Source organism: Rhizobium sp. BG4 (assembly GCF_016864575.1).
In the GTDB taxonomy this organism is placed as follows: domain Bacteria; phylum Pseudomonadota; class Alphaproteobacteria; order Rhizobiales; family Rhizobiaceae; genus Rhizobium.
The window spans coordinates 2,821,332-2,846,807 of the sequence record NZ_CP044125.1; the positions used below are offsets into that span (position 1 = coordinate 2,821,332).

23 protein-coding genes and 2 pseudogenes are annotated in these 25,476 nt (G+C 62.3%); 23 read left to right on the forward strand and 2 right to left on the reverse strand.

Annotated features, from left to right (window positions below):
* Positions 1 to 389: 389 nt before the first annotated feature.
* The 7 genes from F2982_RS14155 (at position 390) to F2982_RS14185 (ending at position 7,126) form a co-directional block, all read left to right on the forward strand.
* The gene (locus tag F2982_RS14155) at positions 390 to 1,292 is read left to right on the forward strand and encodes a branched-chain amino acid ABC transporter permease LivH (RefSeq protein WP_075856523.1); all 903 of its coding nucleotides are present in this window, start codon (positions 390 to 392) and stop codon (positions 1,290 to 1,292) included.
* Between the two features lie 5 nt (positions 1,293 to 1,297).
* On the forward strand, positions 1,298 to 2,689 hold the full coding sequence (gene livM, locus F2982_RS14160) for a high-affinity branched-chain amino acid ABC transporter permease LivM (RefSeq protein WP_203428183.1): 1,392 nt from the start codon (positions 1,298 to 1,300) through the stop codon (positions 2,687 to 2,689).
* The gene (locus F2982_RS14165; protein ID WP_112711429.1) at positions 2,689 to 3,552 is read left to right on the forward strand and encodes an ABC transporter ATP-binding protein; all 864 of its coding nucleotides are present in this window, start codon (positions 2,689 to 2,691) and stop codon (positions 3,550 to 3,552) included. The genes livM and F2982_RS14165 overlap by 1 nt, the downstream gene beginning before the upstream one ends.
* Complete coding sequence (locus F2982_RS14170; protein ID WP_075856526.1) at positions 3,552 to 4,280, forward strand: ABC transporter ATP-binding protein; 729 nt, start codon at positions 3,552 to 3,554, stop codon at positions 4,278 to 4,280. Before F2982_RS14165 ends, F2982_RS14170 begins: the two co-directional genes overlap by 1 nt.
* A 24-nt stretch (positions 4,281 to 4,304) precedes the next feature.
* Entirely contained in the window at positions 4,305 to 4,658 is a 354-nt protein-coding gene (locus F2982_RS14175; RefSeq protein WP_112711428.1) for a DUF6867 family protein, read from the forward strand.
* A 220-nt stretch (positions 4,659 to 4,878) separates the two neighbouring features.
* Positions 4,879 to 6,003 (forward strand): branched-chain amino acid ABC transporter substrate-binding protein, encoded by a 1,125-nt coding sequence (locus tag F2982_RS14180; protein ID WP_112711427.1) that lies wholly within the window; start codon positions 4,879 to 4,881, stop codon positions 6,001 to 6,003.
* A 154-nt stretch (positions 6,004 to 6,157) separates the two neighbouring features.
* Positions 6,158 to 7,126 (forward strand): D-glycerate dehydrogenase, encoded by a 969-nt coding sequence (locus tag F2982_RS14185; protein WP_203428184.1) that lies wholly within the window; start codon positions 6,158 to 6,160, stop codon positions 7,124 to 7,126.
* 274 nt (positions 7,127 to 7,400) lie between these two features.
* Here the strand turns inward: F2982_RS14185 and F2982_RS14190 are convergent, their stop codons facing one another.
* The gene (locus F2982_RS14190; RefSeq protein WP_203428185.1) at positions 7,401 to 8,318 is read right to left on the reverse strand and encodes a response regulator transcription factor; all 918 of its coding nucleotides are present in this window, start codon (positions 8,316 to 8,318) and stop codon (positions 7,401 to 7,403) included.
* Positions 8,311 to 11,697: an ATP-binding protein gene (locus F2982_RS14195; RefSeq protein ID WP_203428186.1), complete on the reverse strand. Its 3,387-nt coding sequence runs from the start codon at positions 11,695 to 11,697 to the stop codon at positions 8,311 to 8,313. Before F2982_RS14195 ends, F2982_RS14190 begins: the two co-directional genes overlap by 8 nt.
* Before the next feature lie 216 nt (positions 11,698 to 11,913).
* Between F2982_RS14195 and urtA the strand changes: the two genes are divergently transcribed.
* From urtA to F2982_RS14275, 16 genes and pseudogenes are all read left to right on the forward strand, one after another.
* Positions 11,914 to 13,206 carry an urea ABC transporter substrate-binding protein gene (gene urtA / locus F2982_RS14200; RefSeq protein ID WP_112711422.1) on the forward strand — a complete coding sequence of 431 codons (1,293 nt, stop codon included), beginning with the start codon at positions 11,914 to 11,916 and terminating at the stop codon, positions 13,204 to 13,206.
* Positions 13,207 to 13,322: 116 nt separating this feature from the next.
* Positions 13,323 to 14,941 (forward strand): annotated as a pseudogene (gene urtB, locus F2982_RS14205) (urea ABC transporter permease subunit UrtB).
* Positions 14,938 to 16,002 (forward strand): annotated as a pseudogene (gene urtC, locus F2982_RS14210) (urea ABC transporter permease subunit UrtC); the annotation flags it as partial. The pseudogenes urtB and urtC, both read left to right, overlap by 4 nt.
* 102 nt (positions 16,003 to 16,104) lie before the next feature.
* Positions 16,105 to 16,860: an urea ABC transporter ATP-binding protein UrtD gene (gene urtD / locus F2982_RS14215; RefSeq protein ID WP_203428188.1), complete on the forward strand. Its 756-nt coding sequence runs from the start codon at positions 16,105 to 16,107 to the stop codon at positions 16,858 to 16,860.
* A 214-nt stretch (positions 16,861 to 17,074) separates the two neighbouring features.
* Positions 17,075 to 17,770 (forward strand): urea ABC transporter ATP-binding subunit UrtE, encoded by a 696-nt coding sequence (urtE, locus tag F2982_RS14220; protein WP_203428189.1) that lies wholly within the window; start codon positions 17,075 to 17,077, stop codon positions 17,768 to 17,770.
* Between the two features lie 160 nt (positions 17,771 to 17,930).
* The gene (locus F2982_RS14225; RefSeq protein WP_203428190.1) at positions 17,931 to 18,752 is read left to right on the forward strand and encodes an urease accessory protein UreD; all 822 of its coding nucleotides are present in this window, start codon (positions 17,931 to 17,933) and stop codon (positions 18,750 to 18,752) included.
* A gap of 21 nt (positions 18,753 to 18,773) precedes the next feature.
* Positions 18,774 to 19,076, forward strand: a complete 303-nt coding sequence (locus F2982_RS14230; RefSeq protein WP_203428191.1) for an urease subunit gamma — start codon at positions 18,774 to 18,776, stop codon at positions 19,074 to 19,076.
* An 18-nt stretch (positions 19,077 to 19,094) separates the two neighbouring features.
* A complete protein-coding gene (locus tag F2982_RS14235; protein WP_130283959.1) occupies positions 19,095 to 19,400 on the forward strand; it encodes an urease subunit beta in 306 nt (101 codons plus the stop codon).
* Between the two features lie 34 nt (positions 19,401 to 19,434).
* The gene (locus tag F2982_RS14240) at positions 19,435 to 19,851 is read left to right on the forward strand and encodes a lysozyme inhibitor LprI family protein (protein WP_112711469.1); all 417 of its coding nucleotides are present in this window, start codon (positions 19,435 to 19,437) and stop codon (positions 19,849 to 19,851) included.
* Positions 19,852 to 19,867: 16 nt separating this feature from the next.
* A complete protein-coding gene (locus F2982_RS14245; protein ID WP_203428192.1) occupies positions 19,868 to 20,506 on the forward strand; it encodes a Urease operon accessory protein in 639 nt (212 codons plus the stop codon).
* A gap of 82 nt (positions 20,507 to 20,588) precedes the next feature.
* The gene (locus F2982_RS14250; RefSeq protein ID WP_203428193.1) at positions 20,589 to 20,774 is read left to right on the forward strand and encodes a hypothetical protein; all 186 of its coding nucleotides are present in this window, start codon (positions 20,589 to 20,591) and stop codon (positions 20,772 to 20,774) included.
* The gene (locus F2982_RS14255; RefSeq protein ID WP_203428194.1) at positions 20,771 to 21,178 is read left to right on the forward strand and encodes a type II toxin-antitoxin system VapC family toxin; all 408 of its coding nucleotides are present in this window, start codon (positions 20,771 to 20,773) and stop codon (positions 21,176 to 21,178) included. The genes F2982_RS14250 and F2982_RS14255 overlap by 4 nt, the downstream gene beginning before the upstream one ends.
* A 7-nt stretch (positions 21,179 to 21,185) precedes the next feature.
* Positions 21,186 to 22,898 (forward strand): urease subunit alpha, encoded by a 1,713-nt coding sequence (ureC, locus tag F2982_RS14260; RefSeq protein WP_203428195.1) that lies wholly within the window; start codon positions 21,186 to 21,188, stop codon positions 22,896 to 22,898.
* A gap of 313 nt (positions 22,899 to 23,211) precedes the next feature.
* Positions 23,212 to 24,075 (forward strand): GGDEF domain-containing protein, encoded by an 864-nt coding sequence (locus tag F2982_RS14265; RefSeq protein WP_203428196.1) that lies wholly within the window; start codon positions 23,212 to 23,214, stop codon positions 24,073 to 24,075.
* An 81-nt stretch (positions 24,076 to 24,156) separates the two neighbouring features.
* On the forward strand, positions 24,157 to 24,741 hold the full coding sequence (locus F2982_RS14270) for an urease accessory protein UreE (RefSeq protein WP_203428197.1): 585 nt from the start codon (positions 24,157 to 24,159) through the stop codon (positions 24,739 to 24,741).
* A 6-nt stretch (positions 24,742 to 24,747) separates the two neighbouring features.
* Positions 24,748 to 25,419, forward strand: coding sequence for an urease accessory protein UreF (locus tag F2982_RS14275; RefSeq protein WP_203428198.1), 672 nt, complete (start codon positions 24,748 to 24,750; stop codon positions 25,417 to 25,419).
* The last annotated feature ends 57 nt before the right edge of the window (positions 25,420 to 25,476 follow it).

Genomic DNA, 25,476 nt, shown 5'->3' on the forward strand with positions numbered 1-25,476 from the left:
TTTTTCCTGCTCGTCGCAGCCAAAGGCGGTGGCCTGGAATAGTTTTCACCGGCTCGTGTTTTAGCCGGTCAGAATTTGCTTCGAATTCCAGTCTTGTGGAATAGCATTCGCAAATCCGAAATGATGGCTGCCACCGAATTGCCGCAATGGTTAATCCACAGGCGCGGTTTGGCTAAATTTTTGTCATATAATGCCTTTTTCGTGTGGAATTTGATTTGTATCGCGCCATTTAAGCGCAGTTGAGCAAGAATCTGACTCAGTAAAGCCTTTTTGTCTTCACATTTTCCCTGAAAGCGCTATGCATGCGGCTACGAGGTTCCGATTTAAAAGCGGAGCCCTAACCAAAAAGAGATGCAGCCATGTTGGTTCGCATCCAGGGGAAATGACATATGGAGTACTTTATCCAGCAGCTCTTCAATGGGCTGACTCTTGGATCCATCTATGGTCTCGTCGCTATTGGCTATACGATGGTTTACGGCATTGTCGGCATGATCAATTTCGCCCATGGCGATGTCTTCATGCTCGGTGGTTTCGCTGCTCTTATCGTCTTTCTCGTTCTCACATCCATCTTTGCAGGTCTTCCGGTAGCAGTTCTTCTGCTGGCGATGCTTGTTGTTGCGATGCTGATGACGAGTTTGTGGAATTGGACGATCGAGCGAGTTGCATACCGTCCGCTGCGCGGTTCGTTCCGCCTGGCGCCGCTGATCACCGCAATCGGCATGTCGATCACGCTTTCCAACTTCATCCAGGTGACGCAGGGCCCGCGCAACAAGCCGATCCCGCCGCTGGTAAGTTCGGTCTATAATATCGGCGGCATCTCGGTCTCGCTGAAGCAGATCATCATCATCGTCATCACCGTCGTTCTCCTGGCTGCCTTCTGGTACCTCGTGAACCGCACGGCGCTCGGCCGCGCCCAGCGCGCCACCGAGCAGGACCGCAAGATGGCGGCGCTTCTCGGCGTCAATGTCGACCAGACGATCTCCATCACCTTCATCATGGGCGCCGCGCTCGCTGCCGTCGCCGGTACGATGTACCTGATGTATTACGGCGTCGCGTCCTTCACGGATGGCTTCACCCCTGGCGTCAAGGCGTTCACGGCTGCCGTTCTCGGCGGTATCGGCTCGCTGCCGGGTGCAGTCTTCGGTGGTCTGCTGATCGGCCTCATCGAGTCGCTCTGGTCCGCATATTTCACCATCGCCTACAAGGACGTCGCGACCTTCGCGATCCTGGCTTTCGTCCTGATCTTCAAGCCGACCGGTATTCTCGGACGGCCGGAAGTCGAGAAGGTATAAACGTCATGGCAAACATCGAAACTTCCGCAGGCAAGCCCGAGGCCGGGCTTGTCCAGAAGGGTATCCGTGAAGCTTTCTTCACCGGTCTCGTCTCGCTCGGCCTGTTCGTTCTCTATGTCGGTCTCGGCACGCAGCAGAACATCAACAACGAACTGATCATCGTCCAGCGCTGGGGCCTGCTTGCGATCTTCGTCGCAATCGCCGCCATCGGCCGCTTCGTCATGGTCGTTTTCATCCAGCCGAACATCAACCGCCGCAAGCTCGCCAAGGCAAAGCACGGCGAGCTCGATATCTCGACGGACAAGGGCTTTTTCCACACGCATTTCCTGAAGATCGCTCTGGTGGCGCTGTTGCTCTATCCGGTCGTGATCTATGCGCTGGTCGGTGCCCAGGGCTCGCTGAAGTGGGTCGACAACTTCGGTATCCAGATCCTCATCTACGTGATGCTCGCCTGGGGTCTGAACATCGTCGTCGGTCTCGCCGGTCTTCTCGACCTCGGCTATGTCGCCTTCTATGCTGTCGGCGCCTATTCCTACGCACTGCTCTCCAGCTATTTCGGCATGTCCTTCTGGGTGCTGCTGCCGCTGTCGGGCATCTTCGCCGCTCTCTGGGGCATCATCCTCGGCTTCCCGGTTCTGCGTCTGCGCGGCGACTACCTCGCCATCGTGACGCTGGCCTTCGGTGAAATCATCCGTCTCGTGCTCATCAACTGGACCGATTTGACCAAGGGTACGTTCGGCATCTCAGGCATTCCGAAGGCAACGCTGTTCGGCATTCCGTTCGACGCGTCCGCCGGCGGCTTTGCCAAGCTGTTCGGCCTGCCGATGTCGTCGGCTTACTACAAGATCTTCCTGTTCTATCTGATCCTGGCGCTCTGCCTGATCACGGCCTACGTCACCATCCGGCTTCGCCGCATGCCGATCGGCCGCGCCTGGGAAGCTCTGCGCGAAGACGAAATCGCCTGCCGTTCGCTCGGTATCAACACGGTCACGACCAAGCTCACCGCCTTTGCGACGGGCGCGATGTTCGGCGGTTTCGCCGGCTCGTTCTTCGCAGCGCGTCAGGGCTTCGTCTCGCCTGAATCCTTCGTCTTCCTGGAATCGGCCGTCATCCTTGCCATCGTCGTTCTCGGCGGCATGGGTTCGCTGACCGGTATCGCGATTGCGGCCGTCGTTATGGTCGGCGGCACGGAAGTGCTGCGCGAAATGGACTTCCTGAAGGTCGTCTTCGGCCCCGATTTCACGCCGGAACTCTACCGCATGCTGCTCTTCGGCCTGGCCATGGTCGTGGTCATGCTGTTCAAGCCGCGCGGTTTCGTCGGCTCGCGTGAGCTGACCGCCTTCCTCAAGGAGCGCAAGGCGGTATCCGGAAGCTTCACCAAGGAGGGCCACGGCTGATGAGCCCTGTAGAAACGATGTCCAACGATACCTTGCTCAAGGTTGAGCACCTGTCGATGAAGTTCGGCGGCCTGATGGCCATCAACGATCTCTCCTTCGAAGCCAAGCGCGGCGATATCACTGCGCTGATCGGCCCGAACGGCGCAGGCAAGACCACCGTGTTCAACTGCATCACCGGCTTCTACAAGCCGACGATGGGCATGATCACCATGAACCAGAAGGGCGGAAAGCAGTATCTGCTCGAGCGCCTGCCTGACTTCCGCATCACCAAGGAAGCCAAGGTCGCCCGTACCTTCCAGAACATTCGCCTGTTCTCGGGTCTGACGGTCCTGGAAAACCTGCTCGTCGCCCAGCATAACAAGCTGATGAAGGCCTCGGGTTACACGATCCTCGGCCTGCTCGGCATCGGCGGCTACAAGAAGGAAGCGGCAGCCTCCATCGAGCTTGCCCGCTACTGGCTGGAAAAGGCCGATCTGATCGATCGCGCCGACGACCCGGCCGGCGATCTGCCCTACGGCGCCCAGCGCCGCCTGGAGATCGCGCGCGCCATGTGCACCGGTCCGGAACTGCTCTGCCTCGACGAGCCGGCCGCCGGTCTCAACCCGCGCGAATCGCTGGCACTCAACGAGCTGCTGCGCGGCATCCGCGCGGATACCGGAACCTCGATCCTGCTCATCGAGCACGACATGTCGGTGGTCATGGAAATTTCCGACCACGTCGTCGTTCTCGAATATGGCCAGAAGATCTCCGACGGTACGCCCGAACACGTGAAGAACGACCCGAAGGTCATCGCGGCCTATCTCGGTGTCGAAGACGAAGAAGTTGAAGAGGTCATCGCGACCGTAGAAGGGGGCGCACACTGATGGCCGGGGAACAGCTTCTCAAGGTTCAGGGCGTCGAGACCTATTACGGTAATATCCGCGCTCTCGCCGGCATCGATGTCGAAGTCAACAAGGGTGAGATCGTCAGCCTGATCGGCGCCAACGGCGCCGGCAAGTCGACGCTGATGATGACGATCTGCGGCAGCCCGCAGGCGCGCACCGGCTCGATCACCTTCGACGGCCGCGACATCACCAAGATGCCAACGCACGAAATCGCGCGTCTGCGCATCGCCCAGTCTCCGGAAGGACGCCGTATTTTCCCGCGCATGACCGTGCTGGAAAATCTGCAGATGGGCGCCGGCCTCGATAACCTCAAATACTTCCACGAAGACCTCGAAAAGATCTTCGTGATGTTCCCGCGGCTCAAGGAACGCCAGACGCAGCGCGGCGGCACGCTTTCGGGCGGCGAACAGCAGATGCTGTCGATCGGCCGCGCGCTGATGGCGCGTCCGAAGCTGCTGCTTCTCGACGAGCCGTCGCTCGGCCTTGCGCCGCTGATCGTCAAGGGCATCTTCGAGGCGATCAAGAAGCTCAACGAAACCGAAGGCCTGACAGTCTTCCTCGTCGAGCAGAACGCATTTGCTGCCCTCAAGCTTTCGCATCGCGCCTATGTGATGGTGAACGGCAAGGTGACGATGAGCGGTTCCGGCAAGGAACTTCTCGCCAATCCCGAAGTCCGTGCCGCCTATCTCGAAGGCGGACGGCATTGATCCGGGCAGAAGGGAGACTTTGATATGCAGGGACTTTTCTTCGAACCGGACATGGGCGTCAGAACCGTCATCCGCGCGCTGGTCATGCTCATCGGTTTCTGGACTGCATGGCGCGCCGGCAAGGCCGCAGCCGAGGGCTGGAGCGATTACCCGCTGGTGATCGCCTATACCTTCCTGCTCGCCTGGGTGATGCAGTTCCTGCATCACGCGCTGTTCAACGGCCCGATGCTGAGCGGCTTCTACTACATCATCGATTTCGTGCTGCTGCTCGTCTTCTCGACGGCCGGCTTCCGCTTCCGCCGCACCAATCAGATGGTCAACAACTATTACTGGCTGTACGAAAAAACTTCCGCGTTTTCGTGGAAGAACAAACATTGACAGCCCGTTGAAACTAGGCATGAATTGCCTCAGCGGCGGTGCCCGGAAGCAAACGGAAATCCGCCACTGATAAAAAATCGAAGGGCATGGCCCAGGCCGGCAAAGCTTGAAAGCAGCCGGTTCATGCCCCCAGAGAGGAACAGCTTTCCCCGGCGCAAACGATGGTGGGTAATGCGCTGGGTCTAGGACCGGAACCCGCCCAAAAATTGGGAGTAAAAACATGAAGAAGTATCTTCTGTCGGCAGTGGCTCTGACGGCTATGGTTGCTTTCAGCAACGCCGCTCGCGCTGACCTGCTGGTTGGTGTTGGTGGTCCGCTGACCGGCCCGAACGCTGCGTTCGGTGCACAGCTTCAGAAGGGTGCCGAACAGGCAGCTGCTGACATCAACGCTGCTGGCGGCATCAACGGCGAGCAGATCAAGGTCGAGCTCGGCGACGACGTCTCCGACCCGAAGCAGGGCATCTCGGTCGCCAACAAGTTCGTTGCTGACGGCGTCAAGTTTGTCGTCGGTCACTTCAACTCGGGCGTCTCCATCCCGGCTTCTGAAGTCTACGCTGAAAACGGCATCCTCGAAATCACCCCGGCTGCGACCAACCCGCAGTTCACCGAGCGTGGTCTCTGGAACACGTTCCGTACTTGCGGCCGTGACGACCAGCAGGGCGCGATTGCCGGCAAGTATCTTGCCGACCACTTCAAGGACGCCAAGATCGCTGTCGTTCACGACAAGACGCCTTACGGCCAGGGTCTCGCTGACGAAACCAAGAAGGCCATGAATGCCGCTGGTATCACCGAAGCCGTCTACGAAGGCATCAACGTCGGCGACAAGGACTTCTCGGCCCTCATCGCCAAGATGAAGGAAGCCGGCGTTTCGATCATCTATTGGGGTGGTCTGCACACCGAAGCTGGTCTCATCATCCGCCAGGCAAAGGACCAGGGCCTGAAGGCAACGCTCGTATCGGGTGACGGTATCGTTTCGAACGAACTGGCTTCGATCGCTGGCGACGCTGTCGAAGGCACGCTGAACACCTTCGGCCCGGATCCGACGCTGAACCCGGCCAACAAGGACCTCGTTGAGAAGTTCAAGGCTGCCGGCTTCAACCCGGAAGCTTACACCCTCTATTCCTACGCTGCGATGCAGTCGATCGCAGGCGCTGCAAAGGCCGCTGGTTCTAACGATCCGGAAGCCGTTGCCAAGGCCATGAAGGAAAAGGGTCCGTTCCCGACCGTTCTCGGCGACATGTCCTTCGATGAAAAGGGCGACCCGAAGCTCCCGGGCTACATCATGTACGAATGGAAGAAGGGCCCGGACGGCAAGTACAGCTACTTCCCGCAGGCCGCGAAGTAAGCATCGCTTGCACGGTTCCGACCGTTTAGAGGAAGCCCGGTTTCGACCGGGCTTCTTTGTTTTTGGCGACGGTTCTGCGCCGGAGTGACGTTTTCAATCCTGATGCGATGGGCTAGCTTTCACGCCCTGCCAGAATTCAGAAACGGAAATTTCGATGTCCCGACCGCGCATTCTCGTCACCCGCCGCTGGCCTGCCGCCGCCGAAGCCGCTCTTGCCGAGCATTTCGACGTGACCCTCAACGAAGCCGACGTGCCGATGACCGCCGATCAGCTGCGCCAGGCGCTCGCCGATTACGACGCGGTGCTGCCGACCGTCTCCGACAAGCTGCCGGCCGCCGTCTTCGAGGGCAGTCCGCGCGCAAAAATTCTCGGCAATTTCGGCGTCGGCTACAATCACATCGACGTCGCCGCCGCCAAGGCGAAGGGCATTGCCGTGACGAATACGCCGGGCGTGCTGACGGACTGCACCGCCGATATCGCCATGTTGCTGCTGCTTGCCGTCGCGCGGCGCGGCGGAGAGGGCGAGCGCCAGATCCGTGCCGACGAATGGAAGGGCTGGTGCCCGACGCATATGATCGGCACCAAGGTCTCGGGCAAGACCGTCGGCATCATCGGCTTCGGCCGCATCGGCAAGGCCTTCGCCCAGCGCTGCCATTTCGGCTTCGGCATGGATGTCGTCTTCTACAATCGCTCGAAGGTCGATGAAGCCGAAGCCGCCCGCTACGGCGCCCGTCAGCTTGCGACCGTCGAGGACGTGCTCGGCGCCGCCGATTTCGTCTCGCTGCATTGCCCGGGTGGGGCCGAAAACCGGCACCTGATGAATGCGGCGCGCTTTGCGGCGATGAAGAAGGGGGCGTTCCTGATCAACACGGCGCGCGGCGATGTCGTCGACGAGACGGCGCTGATTGCGGCGCTGCAGACCGGCGTGATCCGTGGGGCAGGGCTCGATGTCTACGAGGCGGAGCCGCAGGTGCCGGAGAAGCTGAAGGCGATGGAAAACGTCGTGATCCTGCCGCATCTCGGCAGCGCGACGGAGGAGACGCGGACGGCGATGGGGATGAAGGTGGTGGATAATGTCACCGCGTTCTTCGAGGGTCGGGAGCCGGCGGATCGGGTAGTTTGAGGGTTGGTTGGCTGAGGGTTGAGCAAGTCTGCTTTCGGGCTCCGAGCAAGTATGCCCCCCTCTGCCCTGCCGGGCATCTCCCCCACAGGTGGGGAGATGACTCGTGGCGTGCGCATCGCATTCATTGAACCAATGTGCTCTCAGCTTCGATTTCTGGATGGCAAGGCGAGCGGGTGCGCCCAGCCAATCTCCCCACCTGTGGGGAGATGCCCGGCAGGGCAGAGGGGGGCAAACTTGCTGGAAGCTCGCGGGTCAAGCCAAGCCCAACGCGCGCCTACCCCTCATGCAACACATGCGCTGCCTTCACCGCGGCCGACGCCCGGTTTTCCACGCCGAGCTTCACATAGATCTGCTCCAGATGCTTGTTCACCGTCCGCGCCGATAGCCCCAGGATCTCGCCGATGTCACGGTTGGCCTTGCCCTTGGCGATCCACAGCAGCACTTCCGATTCCCGCTGCGTCAGCGAGAAATGCTGGCGCAGCACCGCGTCGTCGCTGCGCTGGCTGATGGCCGTCAGGCGGAAGAGGTATTCGTCAGGGCCGATGGTGCCGAGGAAGGCGAGCTGGAGGACGGGTTGGCCGGCGTGAGTAATCGAGAAGGCGGCGTCGCGGCTGGTCGCCATGCGGTCCTTCATCCAGGCGGCGATATGGGCCGTGACGGTTGCGAGCGCATCGTCGCTGCCCATGGCGGCGTTGACGAGGCGGGTTGCCTGGGGCGTCGACCAGTGAACCGTGCCGTCGCCCTTCACCGCCAGCAGATGACGGCCGGCTGCGTCGAGCGCGACGCGGGCGCTTTGCGTCGAGCGGGCGTTGCGCAGATGGACGCGGATACGGGCGCGCAGCTCGTCGATATTGATCGGCTTCGTCAGATAGTCGACGCCGCCGGATTCCAGCGCGTGGACCACATGCTCTGTTTCCGTCAGGCCGGTCATGAAGATCACCGGCACCTGGCTGACGGCGGCGTTCTCTTTCAGCTTGCGGCAGGTCTCGAAGCCATCCATCGATGGCATGACGGCATCGAGCAGGATGAGATCCGGCGTGATGCGCTCGACGATATTGAGTGCGGCCGAGCCGGAGGTGGCGATCAGCACGGAGAAACCGGATTGCTCCAGCGCATCGGTGAGGAAGCCGAGCGCCTCGGGCGAGTCGTCGACCAGCAGCACGATATCGCGGGGGTGGGCCTGATCAGCCAATGGTTTCCACCTTTTCGTTGAACCGGTGCAGGAAGGTCATGCAGCCGTCGAGATCGAACGCCGCCACATAGGCGCGAAGTTCCTCGGTAAATGGCTGATTTGCCTCATCCTTGGCAAGGTCGTTGAGCTTGGCTTCGATACCTCTGATGTAGCCGATTTCGCAGAGCCGCATCAGTTCCTCGACATGGGCGATGCCGGGGCTGACGAGCGGTGGTTTCGGCGGTGAGGCGGGCGCTGCCGCCGTGTCCGCGTAGATCCATTTCAGGCCGAGATGCAGGGCCAGCTTGTCGCGCAGTTGCCTGATGTCGACGGGCTTGCCGATCGCGTCATTATGGCTGTCATCGCTTTCGGCTGTCGCTGCGGCATCGCCGATGTTGGCGGACAGCATGACGATAGGCGAGGTCTGGCCGTTTTCGCGCAGGCGCGAGGCAAGCTGCCAGCCGCTCATGCCGGGCATCGAGATATCGACCAGGAAGAGATCGGGCTGAATGCCCTCGATCAGCGTCAGGCAATCGGTGCCGCTGGCTGCCGTCAGCACGACGAAATCGAGCGGCGCCAGGATTTCACGCATCATCTCGCGGTGGTCCTCGTTGTCGTCGACGACGACGATGGTGCGGCGCGGGCCGTCGTAGCTGACGATCTTCTTCTCCTGCGGCGGCGCGGTCATCTCGCGCATGACGGCTGAGAGCATCAGGCGGACGCGGAAGGTCGAGCCCTGGTCTTTCTCGCTCGTCACCAGGATTTCGCCGCCGAGCGTATTGGTCAGAAGCCGGGTGATGGTGAGCCCCAGGCCAAGGCCCGGCATGGGGCGGATGCTGTCAGCCTCGCCGCGCTGGAAGGGTTCGTAGATGCGGCTCAGATCCTTCTCGGCGATGCCGCGGCCGGTATCTGAAACGGTGAAGGTCGCGACCTGGCTGCGATAGCCGACATCGAAGGTGACGCTGCCCGCGTCGGTGAACTTGATGGCGTTCGAGAGCAGGTTGACGAGGATCTGGCGCAGGCGCTTCTCGTCGGTGCGCACGAATTGCGGCAGCGACGGCGTGCGGTCGTGAATGAAGGCGAGGCCCTTGGCCTGCGCCTGCGGGCGGAACATGTCGACGATCTGGTCGAGGAAATCCTGGATGTTGATCTCGTTGGAATAGACCTGCAGGCGCCCGGCCTCGATCTTGGAGATATCCAGCAGCCCGTCGATCAGGCCGGAGAGATGCTCGGCCGAGCGGCGAATGACCTTGATCGAGGATTGGCGCGGCGGCGGGATCGTCTCGTCGCGCTCGAGAATCTGGGCATAGCCGAGCACGGCATTGAGCGGCGTGCGCAGCTCGTGGCTGAGACCGACGACATAGCGGCTCTTGGCGCGGTTGGCGGCCTCGGCGGTTTCCTTGGCGTTCTGCAGCGCGGCGTCGGTCTTCTTGTGCGCGGCGATTTCCTTCAGGAGCAGCGTGTTCTGGCGCGAGGATTCCTCCTCGGCGACGACACGGCTGTCATGGGCGAGCACATAGAACCAGCAGACGACGCCGGCGATGACGGCGAAGACGAAGAAGACGATCAGGATGGTGCGGTTGACCACTTCGGCCGTCTCCGGCGAGGCGGAGGCCACCTGATGGGCGATCATCGCCAGGATCGCGCCGACGGCGGTCAGCGCCAGCACGACGGCGATGCCGTAGCGTCCCAGGCGGGTCGTCAATTTCTGCACCACGGTTTCCGGCAGCACGGCCTTGGCGACGGTGCCGACCTGGGCGTTCAGCCGCGCCTTCGGCTTGCACATGTCGTGGCAGCGGCTGTCGAGCGAGCAGCAGAGCGAGCAGATCGGCGCGGCATAGGCCGGGCACCAGGCCATGTCCTCGGGCTCGAACGGGTGTTCGCAGACCGAGCAGGTGATGCTTGTCAGGTTCTTCCAGCTATGGCGCGGCTTGCGGGCGAGGTAGAACTTGCCCTTGGTCGCCCAGGCGATCAGCGGCGAGGCGGTCAGCGCTATGACGAGGGTGATATAGGGCGCGAGCGAGGCGGCGATCGGGCCGAAGGCGCCGAAATGGGCGATCAGCGAAATGCCGGCCGAGAGCGTCATGGCACCGAGGCCGACCGGGTTGATGTCATAGAGATGGGCGCGCTTGAACTCGATACCGGGAGGGGCGAGGCCAAGCGGCTTGTTGATGAAGAGATCGGCGGAGATGGTGCAGAGCCAGGCCATGGCGATGATCGAGAAGATACCGAGCGTTTCTTCCAGCAGCCGGTAGATGCCGAGCTCCATCAGGAGCAGCGCGATCGCCACGTTGAAGATCAGCCAGATGACGCGGCCGGGATGGCTGTGGGTCAGGCGCGAGAAGAAGTTCGACCAAGCGAGCGAGCCCGCATAGGCGTTCATGACGTTGATCTTCAGCTGCGAAACGACGACGAAGGCGGCCATCAAGAGCAGGGCGGCATTGTGCCAAGGGATCATGTAGCCGAAAGCGGTGAGATACATCTGCGCCGGATCGGCGGCGCGGTCGACGGGCACGCCCGCGGTGAAGGTCAGCACGACGAGGAAGGAACCGGCCAGCAGCTTCGGCGCGCCGATGATCACCCAGCCGGGACCGGCGAGGAAGACGGCGAGGCGGTGGCGCCACTTGCGCTGCCCATCCGGCGGCAGGAAGCGCAGGAAGTCGGCCTGTTCGCCGATCTGCGACATCAGCGCCAGGATGACGGCGGAGGCGGCGCCGAATTCCACGAGGTTGAAATCGGCGACCGTGCCTGGCGGTCCCGAGGCATGGCGGATGCCGGCAAAAGCGCGCCAGACATCGAATTTCTCCCAGTCGAGAAAGGCGATGAAGATGAAAGGCAGGATGTTCAGCACGATCCAGAAGGGCTGGGTCAGCAGCTGGAAGCGGCTGATCAGCTTGACGCCGTGCGTGACCAGCGGGATCACCATCACGGCGCTGATGATGTAGCCGATCCAGAGCGGAATGCCGAGCGTCAGCTCCAGCGCGCCGGACATGATCGAGGCCTCGATCGCAAACAGCATGAAGGTGAAGCTGGCATAGATCAGCGAGGTGATGGTCGAGCCGATATAGCCGAAGCTGGCGCCGCGGGTGAGAAGATCGATATCGACGCCGTGGCGGATCGCGTATCGGCTGATGGGCAGGCCGATCATCAGCATGGCGATCGAGGCGACGATGATGGCGAAGAAGGCGTTGGTCGTGCCGTAGGAAAGGGTGATCGCCCCGCCGATCGCCTCCAGCGCCAGGAAGGAGATGGCGCCGATCGCCGTCTGCGAGATGCGCTGCGAGGAGAATTGCCGCGCGCTCTTGGCGGTGAAACGCAGCGCATAGTCCTCGAGCGTCTGGTTCGCGACCCAGCGGTTATACTCGCGCCTGACCGGAATGATGCGTTGCCGCGCTGCCATGCTGCTCTGCCGGTCCCTTCGTTCCCTTGTCACACTTCCGTAACATGGATGGCCGGAGCGCTTAAGAGTGCAGCGCAGCAATCGCGTGCAGATTTAGCCCCAGTGCCTACGTCATATTACGTATGTGTTTTCGCAGTGCAGCACCGGATAGTTCCCTAAGCAACAGTTAATTTTTGCCTTCCGGCCTGTTGTCGAACAAGAAGAGGGGATCACAAGATGAATCTGCGATCATACGTTTCAGGTGCCGTTCTCGGCGCCGTCATGTCGGCCACGGCCGCATTCCACGGGGCAGTTGCTGCCGACGACACGATCAAGGTCGGCGTTCTGCACTCGCTCTCCGGCACCATGGCCATCTCCGAGACGACGCTCAAGGACGCCATGCTGATGCTCATCGACGAGCAGAACAAGAAGGGCGGTCTTCTCGGCAAGAAGCTCGAAGCCGTCGTCGTCGACCCGGCTTCCGACTGGCCGCTGTTTGCCGAAAAGGCACGCGAGCTGATCGAAAAGGACAAGGTCGCGGCCGTCTTCGGTTGCTGGACCTCCTCGTCGCGCAAGTCGGTTCTGCCTGTTTTCGAAGAGCTGAACTCGATCCTGTTCTACCCGGTCCAGTACGAGGGTGAAGAATCCTCGCGCAACATCTTCTACACGGGCGCCGCTCCGAACCAGCAGGCGATCCCGGCGGTCGACTACCTGATGGAGAAGGAAGGCGTGAAGCGCTTCGTTCTCGAAGGCACCGACTACGTCTATCCGCGCACCACCAACAAGATCCTGGAAGCCTACCTGATCTCGAAGGGCATTCCGAAGGAAGACATCATCGTCAACTACACGCCGTTCGGCTTCTCCGACTGGCAGACGGAAGTCTCCAAGATCAAGGAATTCGGCGCGGCCGGCAAGAAGACCGCCGTCGTCTCGACGATCAATGGTGACGCCAACGTTCCCTTCTACAAGGAACTCGGCAACCAGGGCGTCAAGGCAACCGATATCCCCGTCGTCGCTTTCTCGGTCGGCGAAGAAGAGCTTGCCGGTCTCGACACCAAGCCGCTCGTCGGCCACCTCGCTGCCTGGAACTACTTCGAGTCGGTCGAAAGCCCGGCCAACAAGAAGTTCATCAAGGAATGGCACGCCTTCACGAAGAACGACAAGCGCGTGACCAATGACCCGATGGAAGCTGCCTATATCGGCTTCAACGCCTGGGTTAAGGCCGTTCAGGCCGCCGGCACGACCGATACCGACAAGGTTCTCGACACCATCATCGGCGTCTCCGTTCCGAACCTCTCCGGCGGCACGGCGACCGTAATGCCGAACCACCACATCACCAAGCCTGTCCTGATCGGCGAAATCCAGGCCGACGGCCAGTTTGAAATCGTGCAGCAGACGCCTGCCGTCGTCGGTGACGAATGGTCCGACTACCTGCCTGACTCCAAGGACCTGATCTCCGATTGGCGCAAGCCGATGAACTGCGGCAACTTCAACGTTGCGACCGGCAAGTGCGGCGGCAAGGGGTCTTGAGTTAGCCGATCCGATACCTGCCTGATGACTTCCGTCCGGATCCCATCTCCGGGCGGAAGCTCCGTCCCAAACGGTTGCTGCCCAAAAGGCCAACGATAGTCCAGGCGAGAAAGCCGATGTATCGCGCCCTCAAGCTTATCCTTCTTACCCTCTGCCTCGCGGCTCCGATGCTTGCATCGCCGCTGAAGGCCCAGGAAGACATTCATGCCCTCGTCAACGCGCTCGGCGAAGGCGATTTCGATCAGCGCGCCGAGGCCATCAAGGCGCTCGTTGCCTCCAAGGATCCGCATGTCGGCCAGATCCTGCAGCAGCTCAGCGACGGCCAGCTTTATGTGAATTCCGAAGAGGGCGGCCCGGTGCTGCTCCAGGGCGGCACCGAGGACGAGCCGACCTATGCCGATCCTCTCACCGGCGAGGTCGCCGAGGGTATCGACGCCGATTACATGTCCAAGGTGAAGATCAACAATTCGCTGCGCGGCGCGATCGCCAGCGCCATGAGCACGCTGACGCTGTTGAGCCCGGATCGTTCCGCGCGGCTTGCAGCCGCCCAAGGCCTGCTGCGCGATGCAGATCCCTCCAATCTCGAGCTCCTGAACTCCGCGCTTGCGGGCGAGAAGGATGCCGAGGTCAAGAACACGATGGAAGCCGCCCGCGCCGTGATGATGCTGAAAAGCGACGTCAGCGCCGAGGACAAGAAGGCCGCCATCGACACGATCGCCGCCCGCGGCGACCGCAATGCGCTGACCATCCTGACGACGGCGATGGAAACGGCGCCGGATGATCTGAAGCCCGCCATCCAGTCGGATATCGACGGCATCAAGCGCAATCTGGCGGTCTGGGACGTGGTACAGAACGTCTGGTACGGGCTGTCGCTCGGTTCCGTGCTGCTGCTGGCGGCCATTGGCCTTGCCATCACCTTCGGCGTCATGGGCGTCATCAACATGGCGCATGGCGAGATGGTGATGATCGGCGCCTACACGACCTATGTCGTGCAGGAATATATCACCGCCAACTTCCCGAGATGGCCAATTACTCGCTGGCCTTCGCCGTGCCCGCCGCCTTCGTCTTTACCGGCTTCGTCGGCCTGATCATCGAGCGTCTCGTGATCCGCTATCTCTACGGCCGGCCGCTGGAAACGCTGCTGGCCACCTGGGGCGTGTCGCTGATCCTGCAGCAGGCGGTGCGCACGATCTTCGGCCCGACCAACCGCGAGGTGCGCAATCCGAGCTGGATGTCGGGCGCTTTCGAGCTCGGCGGCCTGTCGATTACCTGGAACCGCCTCTGGATCATCGTCTTCTCGATGGCGGTGTTCGTGACGCTGCTGATGTTGCTCAAACGCTCCGCCTTCGGTCTGCAGATGCGCGCCGTCACCCAGAACCGCCGTATGGCCTCATCGATGGGGATCCGCACCGGCTGGGTCGATGCCTTCACCTTCGCGCTCGGCTCCGGCATTGCCGGCATGGCGGGCGTCGCACTCAGCCAGATCGACAACGTCTCGCCGAACCTCGGCCAGAGCTACATCATCGACAGCTTCATGGTCGTGGTCTTCGGCGGCGTCGGCAATCTCTGGGGCACGCTGGTCGGCGCTCTGTCGCTCGGCGTCGTCAACAAGTTCCTGGAACCCTTCGCCGGCGCCGTGCTCGGCAAGATCCTGGTGCTCGTCCTCATCATCCTCTTCATCCAGAAGCGTCCCCGCGGGCTCTTCGCACTCAAAGGAAGGGCGGTGGAAGCATGATTACGGCCTTCCTTATCCGGTCTCTCGATCGCAAGATCTCCATTGCCATCGCCATCCTGCTCATGGTCGCCGTCCTCGTTCCGGTTCTCAACCTGATGACCGACCCCGAGAACCCGCTGCACATCCCGACCTACATCATGGCGCTGTTCGGCAAGTATCTCACCTATGCGCTGCTGGCGCTGGCGCTCGATCTCGTCTGGGGCTTCTGCGGCATTCTCTCGCTCGGCCACGGCGCTTTCTTCGCGCTCGGCGGCTATGCGATGGGCATGTACCTGATGCGCCAGATCGGCTCGCGCGGTGTCTATGGCGACCCTGTTCTGCCCGATTTCATGGTGTTCCTGAACTGGAAGGAACTGCCCTGGTTCTGGTACGGCTTCAATCATTTCTGGTTCGCGGCGCTGATGGTTGTCGTCGTGCCCGGCCTGCTCGCCTTCATCTTCGGCTGGTTCGCCTTCCGCTCCCGCGTCAACGGCGTCTATCTCTCGATCATCACCCAGGCGATGACCTACGCCCTGCTGCTGGCCTTCTTCCGCAACGACATGGGTTTCGGCGGCAATAACGGCATGACCGACTTCAAGGAAATCCTCGGCTTCAACGTCCAGGCCGACGGCACGCGCGCCAGCCTGTTTGCCGCCACCGCGATCTTCCTGGCGCTGTCGCTGATGATCTCCTCGGCGATCGTGCGCTCCAAGTTCGGCAAGGTGCTGGTCGGCGTGCGCGATGCGGAAAGCCGCACGCGCTTCCTCGGCTACCGCGTCGAGCATTTCAAGCTCTTCACCTTCGTCGTCTCGGCGATGATGGCGGGCATTGCCGGCGCGCTCTACGTGCCGCAGGTCGGCATCATCAATCCTGGCGAATTCGCGCCCGCCAACTCGATCGAAGTGGTCATCTGGACGGCCGTCGGCGGCCGGGCGACGCTGATCGGCCCGATCCTTGGCGCGATCCTCGTCAACGGCGGCAAGACGATCTTCACCGGCCTCTTCCCCGAGTTCTGGCTCTTTGCGCTCGGCGGTCTCTTCGTTCTCGTCACGCTGTTCCTGCCGAAGGGTATCGTCGGCACCATCGCCCAGTATTTCGGCCGCAAGAAGCCGCGGACGGAAGCGACGCCTCCCTCGCTCGAGGATGGCGTCGATGCGAAAATCCAGCCAGCGGAGTGAGCGCCGATGATCCCCGACGTCAAACCCAACAGCGTGCTCTATCTCGACGGCGTGTCGGTGTCCTTCGATGGCTTCAAGGCGCTGAATTCGCTGTCGATCGTCATCGAACCCGGTGAGCTTCGCGCCATCATCGGCCCGAACGGCGCCGGCAAGACGACGATGATGGATATCATCACCGGCAAGACGCGGCCCGACGAGGGCGCCGTCTTCTTCAACGGCCAGACCGACCTGACGAAGCTCGACGAGGCCGACATCGCCCAGCTCGGCATCGGCCGCAAGTTCCAGAAGCCGACGGTCTTCGAAAGCCACACGGTCTGGGACAATCTGGAACTGGCGCTGAACCGCCGCCGCGGCGTGTTCTCGACGTTGTTCTACCGGTTGTCGGCAGAAGACAAGGCACGCATCGAGGAAATCCTCGAGACCGTTCGTCTGACGCATCGTCGCGACGAGCTCGCCGCCAATCTCTCGCATGGGCAGAAGCAGTGGCTGGAGATCGGCATGCTGCTCGCCCAGGAGCCGAAGCTGCTGCTCGTCGACGAGCCGGTCGCCGGGATGACCGATGCCGAAACGGCGGAGACCGCGATCCTGCTCAAGGAAATCGCCAAGACCCGCTCGGTGGTCGTCGTCGAGCATGACATGGGCTTCATCCGCGATCTCGGGGTCAAGGTGACGTGCCTGGCCGAGGGATCGGTGCTTGCCGAGGGGTCGATCGATTTCGTCAGTTCCGATCCGAAGGTGATCGAGAATTATCTGGGGCGGTGAGGGATGAGCGAATTGTCTTCGACGGCCAAAACCCCTCCCCAACCCCTCCCCACAAGGGGGAGGGGCTTAACCAAGGCGGCCTCTCCTTGCCAAGCTCTCCCGATCTTCAATGGGGTGATATGTTCTGAGGCGGCTGCGCCGTGTCAGTCCCTCCCCTTGTGGGGAGGGGTTGGGGAGGGGTCTTTGCATCCGCACTTCGCCAGGAGACGGCATCATGCTGACAGTCGAAAACGCAAACCTCCACTACGGCGCCGCCCAGGCGCTACGCGGCATCTCGATCAAGGCCGAGATGGGCAAGATCACCTGCGTGCTTGGCCGCAACGGCGTCGGCAAGAGTTCACTGCTGCGCGCCGTCACCGGCCAGCATCCGCTGTCTGCGGGCAGCGTCACCTTCAACGAGACGAAGCTCAACGGCCTGCCGCCCTTTGCGCGGGCCAAGCAGGGCATCGGCTATGTGCCGCAGGGGCGCGAGATCTTTCCGCTGCTGACGGTGAAGGAAAATCTGGAGACCGGCTTTGCTCCGCTTGGCCGCCGCGACCGTAACATCCCCGATGACATCTTCAGTCTCTTCCCGGTGCTGAAGTCGATGCTGTCACGTCGCGGCGGCGATCTTTCCGGCGGGCAGCAGCAGCAGCTGGCGATCGGCCGGGCGATGGTAACGCGGCCGAAGATCCTGGTGCTCGACGAGCCGACCGAGGGCATCCAGCCGTCGATCATCAAGGATATCGGCCGGGCGATCCGTTATCTGCGCGATTCCACCGGCATGGCGATCCTGCTGGTCGAGCAGTATCTCGATTTCTGCCGTGAGCTTGCCGATTACGTCTACATCATGGACCGCGGCGAGATTGTCCATGAAGGGCTCGCCGAGACGCTGGATACGCCGGAGGCCCGCCGCCATCTGACCGTCTGAGCGGCAAATGCCGCTTTTGCGGGCAATGCTGCCATCGATGATTGGCTGTCCGTCCCGCCGTTGCGGGCGGGGTGGGCGGCATGAGAATTGCTTGCTTTCATTTGTTTGGACTTATTGAATGGCGGCGGCCGGTGACCGGCAGCTGTTTGCAGGGGATGGAATGACGAGCGCAGCGGCGACGACCAGACCGCAGAGAGCCGAGGGACGGGGACATCTGGCGGCGAGCATGCTGGATGGCCGCACGCGGCTGCGCGAGTTCTATCAGGAGGGGGCGGCAAAGATTCGCCTGCCTCAGACCTTCGACGCCTCGATGGAGGCCGTCATCATCAACACCGCGGGCGGGCTGACCGGCGGCGACCGGATGAACTGGAGCGTTGCGGCCGGGCCCGGCACCCGCATCGACGTCACCACACAGGCCTGCGAGAAGATTTACAAGGCATCGGCGGGCACTGCCGAAGTCACGACCCGCATCGAAGCCGGCGCCGGCGCCCGCGTCGACTGGCTGCCGCAGGAAACCATCCTCTTCGACCGCGCCTCGCTCTTCCGCCGCCTCGACGTCGATCTCGACGAGAGCGCCGAGTTCCTGGCCGTCGAGGCGATCCTGCTCGGGCGCAAGGCGATGGGCGAGGCGATGGTCACGGGCCTCTTCCGCGACCGCTGGCGCATCCGCCGCGCCGGCCGGCTGATCCATGCGGAGGAACTGAAGCTCGAGGGCGAGGTATCGGCGCTGACGGCTAGGCAGCCGGTGCTCGGCGGGCAGGTGGCGTTCGCGACGCTTCTCTATGCCGGGCCGCTCGCCGAGAGCTATCTTGCCAGGGCGCGGCCGCTGCTTGAGGGGTACATGGCGGGCGCCAGCGCCTGGAGCGGCAAGCTCGTCATCCGCGCCGCGGCACCCGATGGCTTCGCGCTCAGAAAAATCCTGATCCCGGTCATATCGGCCTTGCGCAACGGCGCCCCGGTGCCGAAAGTCTGGAACCTGTAATTCAGCTGAAATGGAAGAACGATGAACCTCACTCCGAGAGAAAAAGACAAGCTGTTGATTTCCATGGCGGCGATGGTGGCGCAGCGGCGGCTCGATCGCGGCGTCAAGCTTAACTATCCGGAAGCGATCGCGCTGATCAGCGATTTCGTCGTCGAAGGTGCGCGCGACGGCCGCCCGGTCGCCGAGCTGATGGAGGCTGGTGCCCACGTCATCGGCCGTCACCAGGTGATGGAGGGCGTCGCCGAGATGATCCACGACGTGCAGGTGGAAGCGACATTTCCTGACGGTACCAAGCTCGTCACCGTCCACGAACCGATCCGCTGAGCTGCGGAGGAGGAAGACATGATCCCAGGCGAAATCATTGCCGCGAGCGGCGATATCGAACTCAACGCCGGCGCTCCGACCATCACGATCGATGTGTCGAATACCGGCGACCGGCCGGTGCAGGTCGGCAGCCATTATCATTTCGCGGAGACCAATGGCGGCCTCGCCTTCGAGCGCGAGAAGGCGCAGGGCATGCGCCTCGATATTCCGGCGGGCACTGCCGTGCGTTTCGAGCCGGGCCAGACCCGCTCGGTGACGCTGATCCCGCTCTCGGGCAAGCGCGAAGTCTACGGCTTCCGCCAGCTCGTCATGGGCAAGCTTTAAAACACAAGAAAATAACGGAAGACGGGAGGAAATGATGCGTTTGGTGATTGGCCTGCTGGCGCTCGCGGGCGGCGTGATGATGGCTTCGGGGGCGTTCGCGCAGGAAGAGACCGACTGCAAGAACCCTGAGACGCAGGCGGAAATGACGAGCTGCGAGCAGGATCGATACGGCGAGGCCGACAAGGCGCTGAACGCCCAGTGGAAGGAAACGCGGGCTGCCGCGGCTGCGACCGACGAGGATCTGGACGAGAGCGATCGCGGCGCCGAGAAGGCGCTGCTGACGGCACAGCGGGCCTGGATCTCCTATCGCGATGCGCAATGCGAGGCCGAGGGCTTCCAGGCCCGTGGCGGGTCGATGGAGCCGATGCTGGTCGCCGGCTGCCTCGCCAATATGAGCGATAACCGTACCAAGGAGCTCAAGGCTCTGGCGGATGCAATGGGCGGCAATTGAGGTGGCACGGAAGGTGATGATCGTTGGCAACGGAGATGTGGGTGAGGAGGGACGCACGGCGATCGCCGCCGCCGACTTCGTCATTCGTTTCAACGAGTGCCGCTCCTACGCTTCGAGCCCCGGCCGGACCGATGTCGTCGCCGTCTGCAATACCGGCCGTCCCGGCAAGGCGATGACCGGCGATACCGGCTGGCGGACGTTGCCAGGCGTCGTCGAAGCCTCGGAAATCTGGTGCGTGCGCGATCCGGAAAAGTTTGCCGAAATGCGCGGCCCGCTCGCCGTCTCGCATCCCGAGCTCGACGATTTCTGCGACGATTACACGAGTCAGTTCAAAGCCTTCTGCAGGGAAGCTGGCAAACGGCATGTGGTCGTTGAGAAAATGATTCATGAGGCGGTCGACGAGGCGCTCTCGGTCTATGACCCGGCACCCTACGTCGTGCCGAGCACCGGCCTCATCGCCATCGCCGAAACCTTCCGCCGCTTCCCCGATGCCGAGACCGGCCTTGCCGGCTTCGGCCACGCCGGCTGGGACGGCCACCCCTTCGCCGCCGAACGCCAGCTCGTCGACCGCTACATCGCGGAAGGGCGGCTCGTTCGTTATGCCGCCGATGTTGCAAATACACCAGCATCACCTTACTTTTTGGATAAAAGGTAAGGAGAATAGCCATGGTGGATTCCGCGAAGGTCACGTCGAAAAATCAGATCACCATTCCGCCAGCGTGCGCCGGTCACTCGGGGTGCAAGCCGGCGACAAGCTGGACTTCATCGCCAAGGGCGGTGGGGTCTTCGAGTTGCGGGCGCGCCGGGAAAGTTTCGCGGACCTGCGCGGCATTCTGCAGCTGCCCCAGAAGGTCAGCGCTGACGAGCTTGAGCGCTGGGTGGCCGATGCGCGGGATGCCGGTTACCGGGAAGGTGACGAATGATCGGCGTCGATACCAACATTCTGTTGCGCTGGATTGCCGGAGACAGCCTCGCCGAAGACGCGGCCTCGCATCAGCTTGAGCTGGTGCAGCAGCTCGCCAACGGAAGCGAAGAGCTGTTCGTCAATCAGATCGTCATCGTCGAGCTCGTCTGGGTGCTGCGGCAGAGGGCGCGGCTGGCGAAGGCGGCTGTTGCCGAGCTCGTCACGCGTCTCCTGCATGCCACCAATATCGTCGTGCACGAGCGCGAAACGCTGCTTGCCGCTGTCGACAGTTATAGCCGCTTTCCCGGTGGTTTCTCCGATCACCTTCTCGGTGAAATCAACAAGCGAAACGGCTGCAGGACAACGCTGACCTTCGACAAGGCGGCGGCGAAATCTCCCCATTTTTCCGAACTGAAGAGGTAGACCGACGATGCCCCACAAGATCTCCCGCGCCGCCTATGCCAGCATGTTCGGACCGACTGTTGGCGACAAGGTGCGGCTTGCCGATACCGAGCTGTTCATCGAGGTGGAGAAGGATTTCACGACCTATGGCGAAGAGGTGAAGTTCGGCGGCGGCAAGGTGATCCGGGATGGGATGGGGCAGAGCCAGGTGACGCGCGCCAACGGGGCCGTCGACACCGTCATTACCAACGCCGTGATCGTCGATCACACCGGCATCGTGAAGGCCGATATCGGGCTCAAGGGCGGCCGCATCGTGGCGATCGGCAAGGCCGGCAATCCGGATACGCAGCCGGGCGTCAATATCATCGTCGGCCCAGGCACGGAGGCGATTGCGGCCGAGGGCAAGATCGTCACGGCCGGTGGCATGGACAGCCATATCCATTTCATCTGCCCGCAGCAGATCGAGGAGGCGCTGATGTCGGGCCTCACCTGCATGCTGGGCGGCGGCACCGGCCCGGCGCATGGCACTCTGGCGACGACCTGCACGCCGGGACCCTGGCATATCGCCCGGATGATCGAGGCCGCCGATGCCTTCCCGATGAACCTTGCCTTCGCCGGCAAGGGCAATGCCTCGCTGCCCGGCGCGCTGGAGGAAATGGTGCTTGCCGGCGCTACCTCGCTGAAGCTGCATGAGGACTGGGGCACGACGCCCGGCGCCATCGACTGCTGCCTGACGGTTGCCGATCAGTATGACGTGCAGGTGATGGTCCACACCGATACGCTGAACGAGAGCGGCTTCGTCGAGGACACGATCGGCGCCATCAGGGGGCGCACCATTCATGCCTTCCATACCGAGGGTGCCGGCGGCGGACATGCACCTGACATCATCAAGATTTGCGGGCAGCCGAACGTTATCCCGTCCTCGACCAACCCGACGCGGCCCTATACGGTCAATACGATCGCCGAGCATCTCGACATGCTGATGGTCTGCCACCATCTGTCGCCGTCGATTCCCGAGGATATCGCCTTTGCCGAAAGCCGCATCCGCAAGGAGACGATCGCCGCCGAAGACATTCTCCACGATATCGGCGCCTTCTCGATCATTTCTTCCGACAGCCAGGCCATGGGCCGCGTCGGCGAGGTGGCGATCCGCACCTGGCAGACGGCCGACAAGATGAAGCGCCAGCGCGGCCGCCTGAAGGAAGAGACGGGCGAGAACGACAATTTCCGCGTTCGCCGCTACATCGCCAAATACACGATCAACCCGGCGATCGCCCACGGCCTCAGCCATGAGATCGGCTCGGTCGAAGTCGGCAAGCGCGCCGACCTCGTGCTCTGGAACCCGGCCTTCTTCGGCGTGAAGCCTGACATGGTGTTGCTCGGCGGCTCGATTGCTGCGGCGCCGATGGGCGATCCGAACGCCTCGATCCCGACACCGCAGCCGGTGCATTACCGTCCGATGTTTGCCTCCTACGGCAAGAGCCTGACGAACTCCTCGGTCACCTTCGTCTCGCAGGCGGCGCTCGATGGCGGCCTCAAGGGCAGGCTCGGCGTGGCCAAGGATCTGCTCGCGGTGAAGAACACCCGGGGCGGAATCTCCAAGGCGTCGATGGTCCATAACAATCTGATGCCGCATATCGAAGTCGATCCCGAGACCTATGAAGTGCGCGCCGATGGCGAGCTCCTGACCTGCGAGCCGGCGACCGTTCTCCCGATGGCACAGCGCTACTTCCTGTTCTGAGCGTCGCCGTCTCGGGGAAGCAATTCGTTAACGCCGATTCCCTGCCCGGTTGTATTTAGCCGGGCAGATTTTTTTGGGTGGATTTGCGGCGGTGCCGACCCATCAAAATTTACTGATATAAATGTCGCATCAAACGCTTAATCAGTTTTTTATCAGTTCCGATTCAAGTTGAGCATTGCTGCAGCCTGCACGCGAAAATGCAAGTTTGTTAAATCGGGCAAATTCGATCAAATCTTAACGATCGGCTTAAGACCCCGGCAGCAAATGCATTCTAATCAAATGCCATGGGGCGCCGGGCTGGAGGTCGATTCGGATGAAAAATTGGATGTCGCTCCAGACGGAGATGGGCAATTTTCAGCATCGCGCCACCATCATCAGCTTCGCGCTGAAGATGAGCTTTTCGGCCGTCATCCTCTCGGCGCTGATCATGCTGATCGTGCTGCCGCCGCTCTCTTATTTCAACCTGTTGCCGCTGTCGCTTGCCCATTCGCTGAGCCTCGGCATCGTCTTCGCCTGGATCGTCGGCGGGGCGGCCTGCGGACTGCTGTCGTTGATCGCAGGGTTCGCGCTGCACCAGTTGACGGTATCGCGCGCCGAGTTTGAAAAGCTCAGCCGCACCGACATGCTCTCCGGTCTTTTGAACCGGCGTGCCTTCACGGCGGCGCTGGCGGATGCCCACGGTGATGCCTCGCTCGTCATCTTCGACGTCGACCGCTTCAAGGCGATCAACGACCGCTTCGGCCATGCCTGCGGCGATGCGGTGATCATCGCCATCTCGGCGATCCTGACGGCCGCCTTCAATGACGGCTCCGTCGTCGCCCGTCTCGGCGGCGAGGAGTTCGGCGTCATCGTCACCGGCTCGCCGTTGGCGGCCCGGCTGGAACAGGTGGAGCAGGTGAAGATGCAGATCGCCCAGCAGCCGATCATCGCCGATGGCTGCAGCATCGCCATCACTATTTCGGCCGGCATCGCCGATCTGGAAACGGGGCGCAGCAAGGAGGCCGTCTATGCCTCGGCGGACAAGGCGCTCTATCTGGCAAAGGCGCTCGGCCGCAACCGGGTGATCCATGAGAGCGAAGGGCTGCATCATGCCTGGCACAGCCGCCTCGTCGAGAGCGGGCTCGGCGTGCAGGGCGATGCCGATCACGACGAGCCGCAGCGCGCCTACGGCATTTAGCCACTGCCCGGATCCGCATTGGCGCTTGCACGTCCTTCAGCTATTTTGCATGGTCGAAGTCCCATTGAAACGGACATGCCCATGCAACGCGTTACATCCTATCTCCTCGCCGGTACGCCGTCCTCCCACCCGATCGAGCAGGTGAAGCTGCCGCACGATCTGCGCCATCTCAGGCGCAAGCTGCTGCATCTGGAAAGCGGCGGCATGGTGATGCTCGACCTCAAGGACCCCGTTCTGTTTGCCAATGGTGATCTCCTGGTGCGCGATGACGGCGAGCTGATCGAGATCCTGGCGGCCGACGAGAAGCTTTTCGAAGTGCGCGGCAAGGACCGAGTGCATCTGACCGAGCTTGCCTGGCATCTCGGTAACCGGCATCTGGCGGCACAGATCGAGGAAGACCGCATCCTGATCCTGCGCGACCATGTGATCCGCACCATGCTGCAGGGTCTCGGCGCCCTCGTGCTCGATGTCAATGAGCCCTTCCAGCCGGCGCGCGGCGCCTACCATGGCCATGGACATGATCATCACGCTCATGACCACCACGATCACGGCCATCACCATGGTCACGACCATGACCACAAGCATGAGCATGGCCACGATCATGATCATGACCACCATGATCACGACCACAAGCATGGTGACGGGCACCATCACTCTCACGACTGAGCGGCGATGACGGAAGCGGATGATCTCCGGGCGCTGCTGCGCCTGATGGCGTGGCTGTCGCCGGCCTTCCCGGTCGGTTCCTTTGCCTATTCCGGCGGTCTGGAGCGCGCGGTCCACGATGGCCTCGTGGCCGATGCTGCGGGGCTGGAGACGTGGATCTCGACGCTGCTGACGCATGGCAGCATCTGGAACGATGCCGTGATCTTCTCCGCCGCCTGGCGCGGGCAGGGCGATGCTGCGGAGATCGGCGATCTCGCAGCGCTTGCCGAGGCGCTCGCCGGTTCGCGCGAGCGGCATCAGGAGACGATGCTGCTCGGCGATGCCTTTCTGACCGCAGCGAAGGCCTGGGCCGATCCGGTGTTCGACCGGCTGCCGCAGCAGGCAGCCTATCCGGTTGCCGTCGGCGCGGTCGCGGGCGCCCATCAGGTTCCGCTCGGCAAGGCGCTGGCCGCCTTCCTGCATGCCTATGTCTCGCAGGCCGTGTCTGCCGGCATCCGCCTCGGCGTTGCCGGTCAGAAAGACGGCGTTGGCACGCTGGCAAAGCTTGAGCCGCTGATTGCCGGGGTTGCCCGGAAGGCGTCCGCGGCGACAACCGACGATCTCGGCTCGGCGGCCGTCCAGGCCGATATCTCTGCGCTGCGGCACGAGACCCAGAGCACCAGACTTTTCCGCTCGTAAGGCCCGCATCTGCGTCATTTGCCGGTGGCAGGCGTGATAGCCGGGCGTTATCATCGG

What these genes read in the sequence shown, in the direction of transcription:
- F2982_RS14155 (WP_075856523.1), top strand. Translation starts at nt 390, where the DNA reads ATGGAGTACTTTATCCAGCAGCTCTTCAATGGGCTGACTCTTGGATCC.
- livM (WP_203428183.1), top strand. Translation starts at nt 1,298, where the DNA reads ATGGCAAACATCGAAACTTCCGCAGGCAAGCCCGAGGCCGGGCTTGTC.
- F2982_RS14165 (WP_112711429.1), top strand. Translation starts at nt 2,689, where the DNA reads ATGAGCCCTGTAGAAACGATGTCCAACGATACCTTGCTCAAGGTTGAG.
- F2982_RS14170 (WP_075856526.1), top strand. Translation starts at nt 3,552, where the DNA reads ATGGCCGGGGAACAGCTTCTCAAGGTTCAGGGCGTCGAGACCTATTAC.
- F2982_RS14175 (WP_112711428.1), top strand. Translation starts at nt 4,305, where the DNA reads ATGCAGGGACTTTTCTTCGAACCGGACATGGGCGTCAGAACCGTCATC.
- F2982_RS14180 (WP_112711427.1), top strand. Translation starts at nt 4,879, where the DNA reads ATGAAGAAGTATCTTCTGTCGGCAGTGGCTCTGACGGCTATGGTTGCT.
- F2982_RS14185 (WP_203428184.1), top strand. Translation starts at nt 6,158, where the DNA reads ATGTCCCGACCGCGCATTCTCGTCACCCGCCGCTGGCCTGCCGCCGCC.
- F2982_RS14195 (WP_203428186.1), bottom strand. Translation starts at nt 11,697, where the DNA reads ATGGCAGCGCGGCAACGCATCATTCCGGTCAGGCGCGAGTATAACCGC.
- urtA (WP_112711422.1), top strand. Translation starts at nt 11,914, where the DNA reads ATGAATCTGCGATCATACGTTTCAGGTGCCGTTCTCGGCGCCGTCATG.
- urtD (WP_203428188.1), top strand. Translation starts at nt 16,105, where the DNA reads ATGATCCCCGACGTCAAACCCAACAGCGTGCTCTATCTCGACGGCGTG.
- urtE (WP_203428189.1), top strand. Translation starts at nt 17,075, where the DNA reads ATGCTGACAGTCGAAAACGCAAACCTCCACTACGGCGCCGCCCAGGCG.
- F2982_RS14225 (WP_203428190.1), top strand. Translation starts at nt 17,931, where the DNA reads ATGACGAGCGCAGCGGCGACGACCAGACCGCAGAGAGCCGAGGGACGG.
- F2982_RS14230 (WP_203428191.1), top strand. Translation starts at nt 18,774, where the DNA reads ATGAACCTCACTCCGAGAGAAAAAGACAAGCTGTTGATTTCCATGGCG.
- F2982_RS14235 (WP_130283959.1), top strand. Translation starts at nt 19,095, where the DNA reads ATGATCCCAGGCGAAATCATTGCCGCGAGCGGCGATATCGAACTCAAC.
- F2982_RS14240 (WP_112711469.1), top strand. Translation starts at nt 19,435, where the DNA reads ATGCGTTTGGTGATTGGCCTGCTGGCGCTCGCGGGCGGCGTGATGATG.
- F2982_RS14245 (WP_203428192.1), top strand. Translation starts at nt 19,868, where the DNA reads ATGATCGTTGGCAACGGAGATGTGGGTGAGGAGGGACGCACGGCGATC.
- F2982_RS14255 (WP_203428194.1), top strand. Translation starts at nt 20,771, where the DNA reads ATGATCGGCGTCGATACCAACATTCTGTTGCGCTGGATTGCCGGAGAC.
- ureC (WP_203428195.1), top strand. Translation starts at nt 21,186, where the DNA reads ATGCCCCACAAGATCTCCCGCGCCGCCTATGCCAGCATGTTCGGACCG.
- F2982_RS14265 (WP_203428196.1), top strand. Translation starts at nt 23,212, where the DNA reads ATGAAAAATTGGATGTCGCTCCAGACGGAGATGGGCAATTTTCAGCAT.
- F2982_RS14270 (WP_203428197.1), top strand. Translation starts at nt 24,157, where the DNA reads ATGCAACGCGTTACATCCTATCTCCTCGCCGGTACGCCGTCCTCCCAC.
- F2982_RS14275 (WP_203428198.1), top strand. Translation starts at nt 24,748, where the DNA reads ATGACGGAAGCGGATGATCTCCGGGCGCTGCTGCGCCTGATGGCGTGG.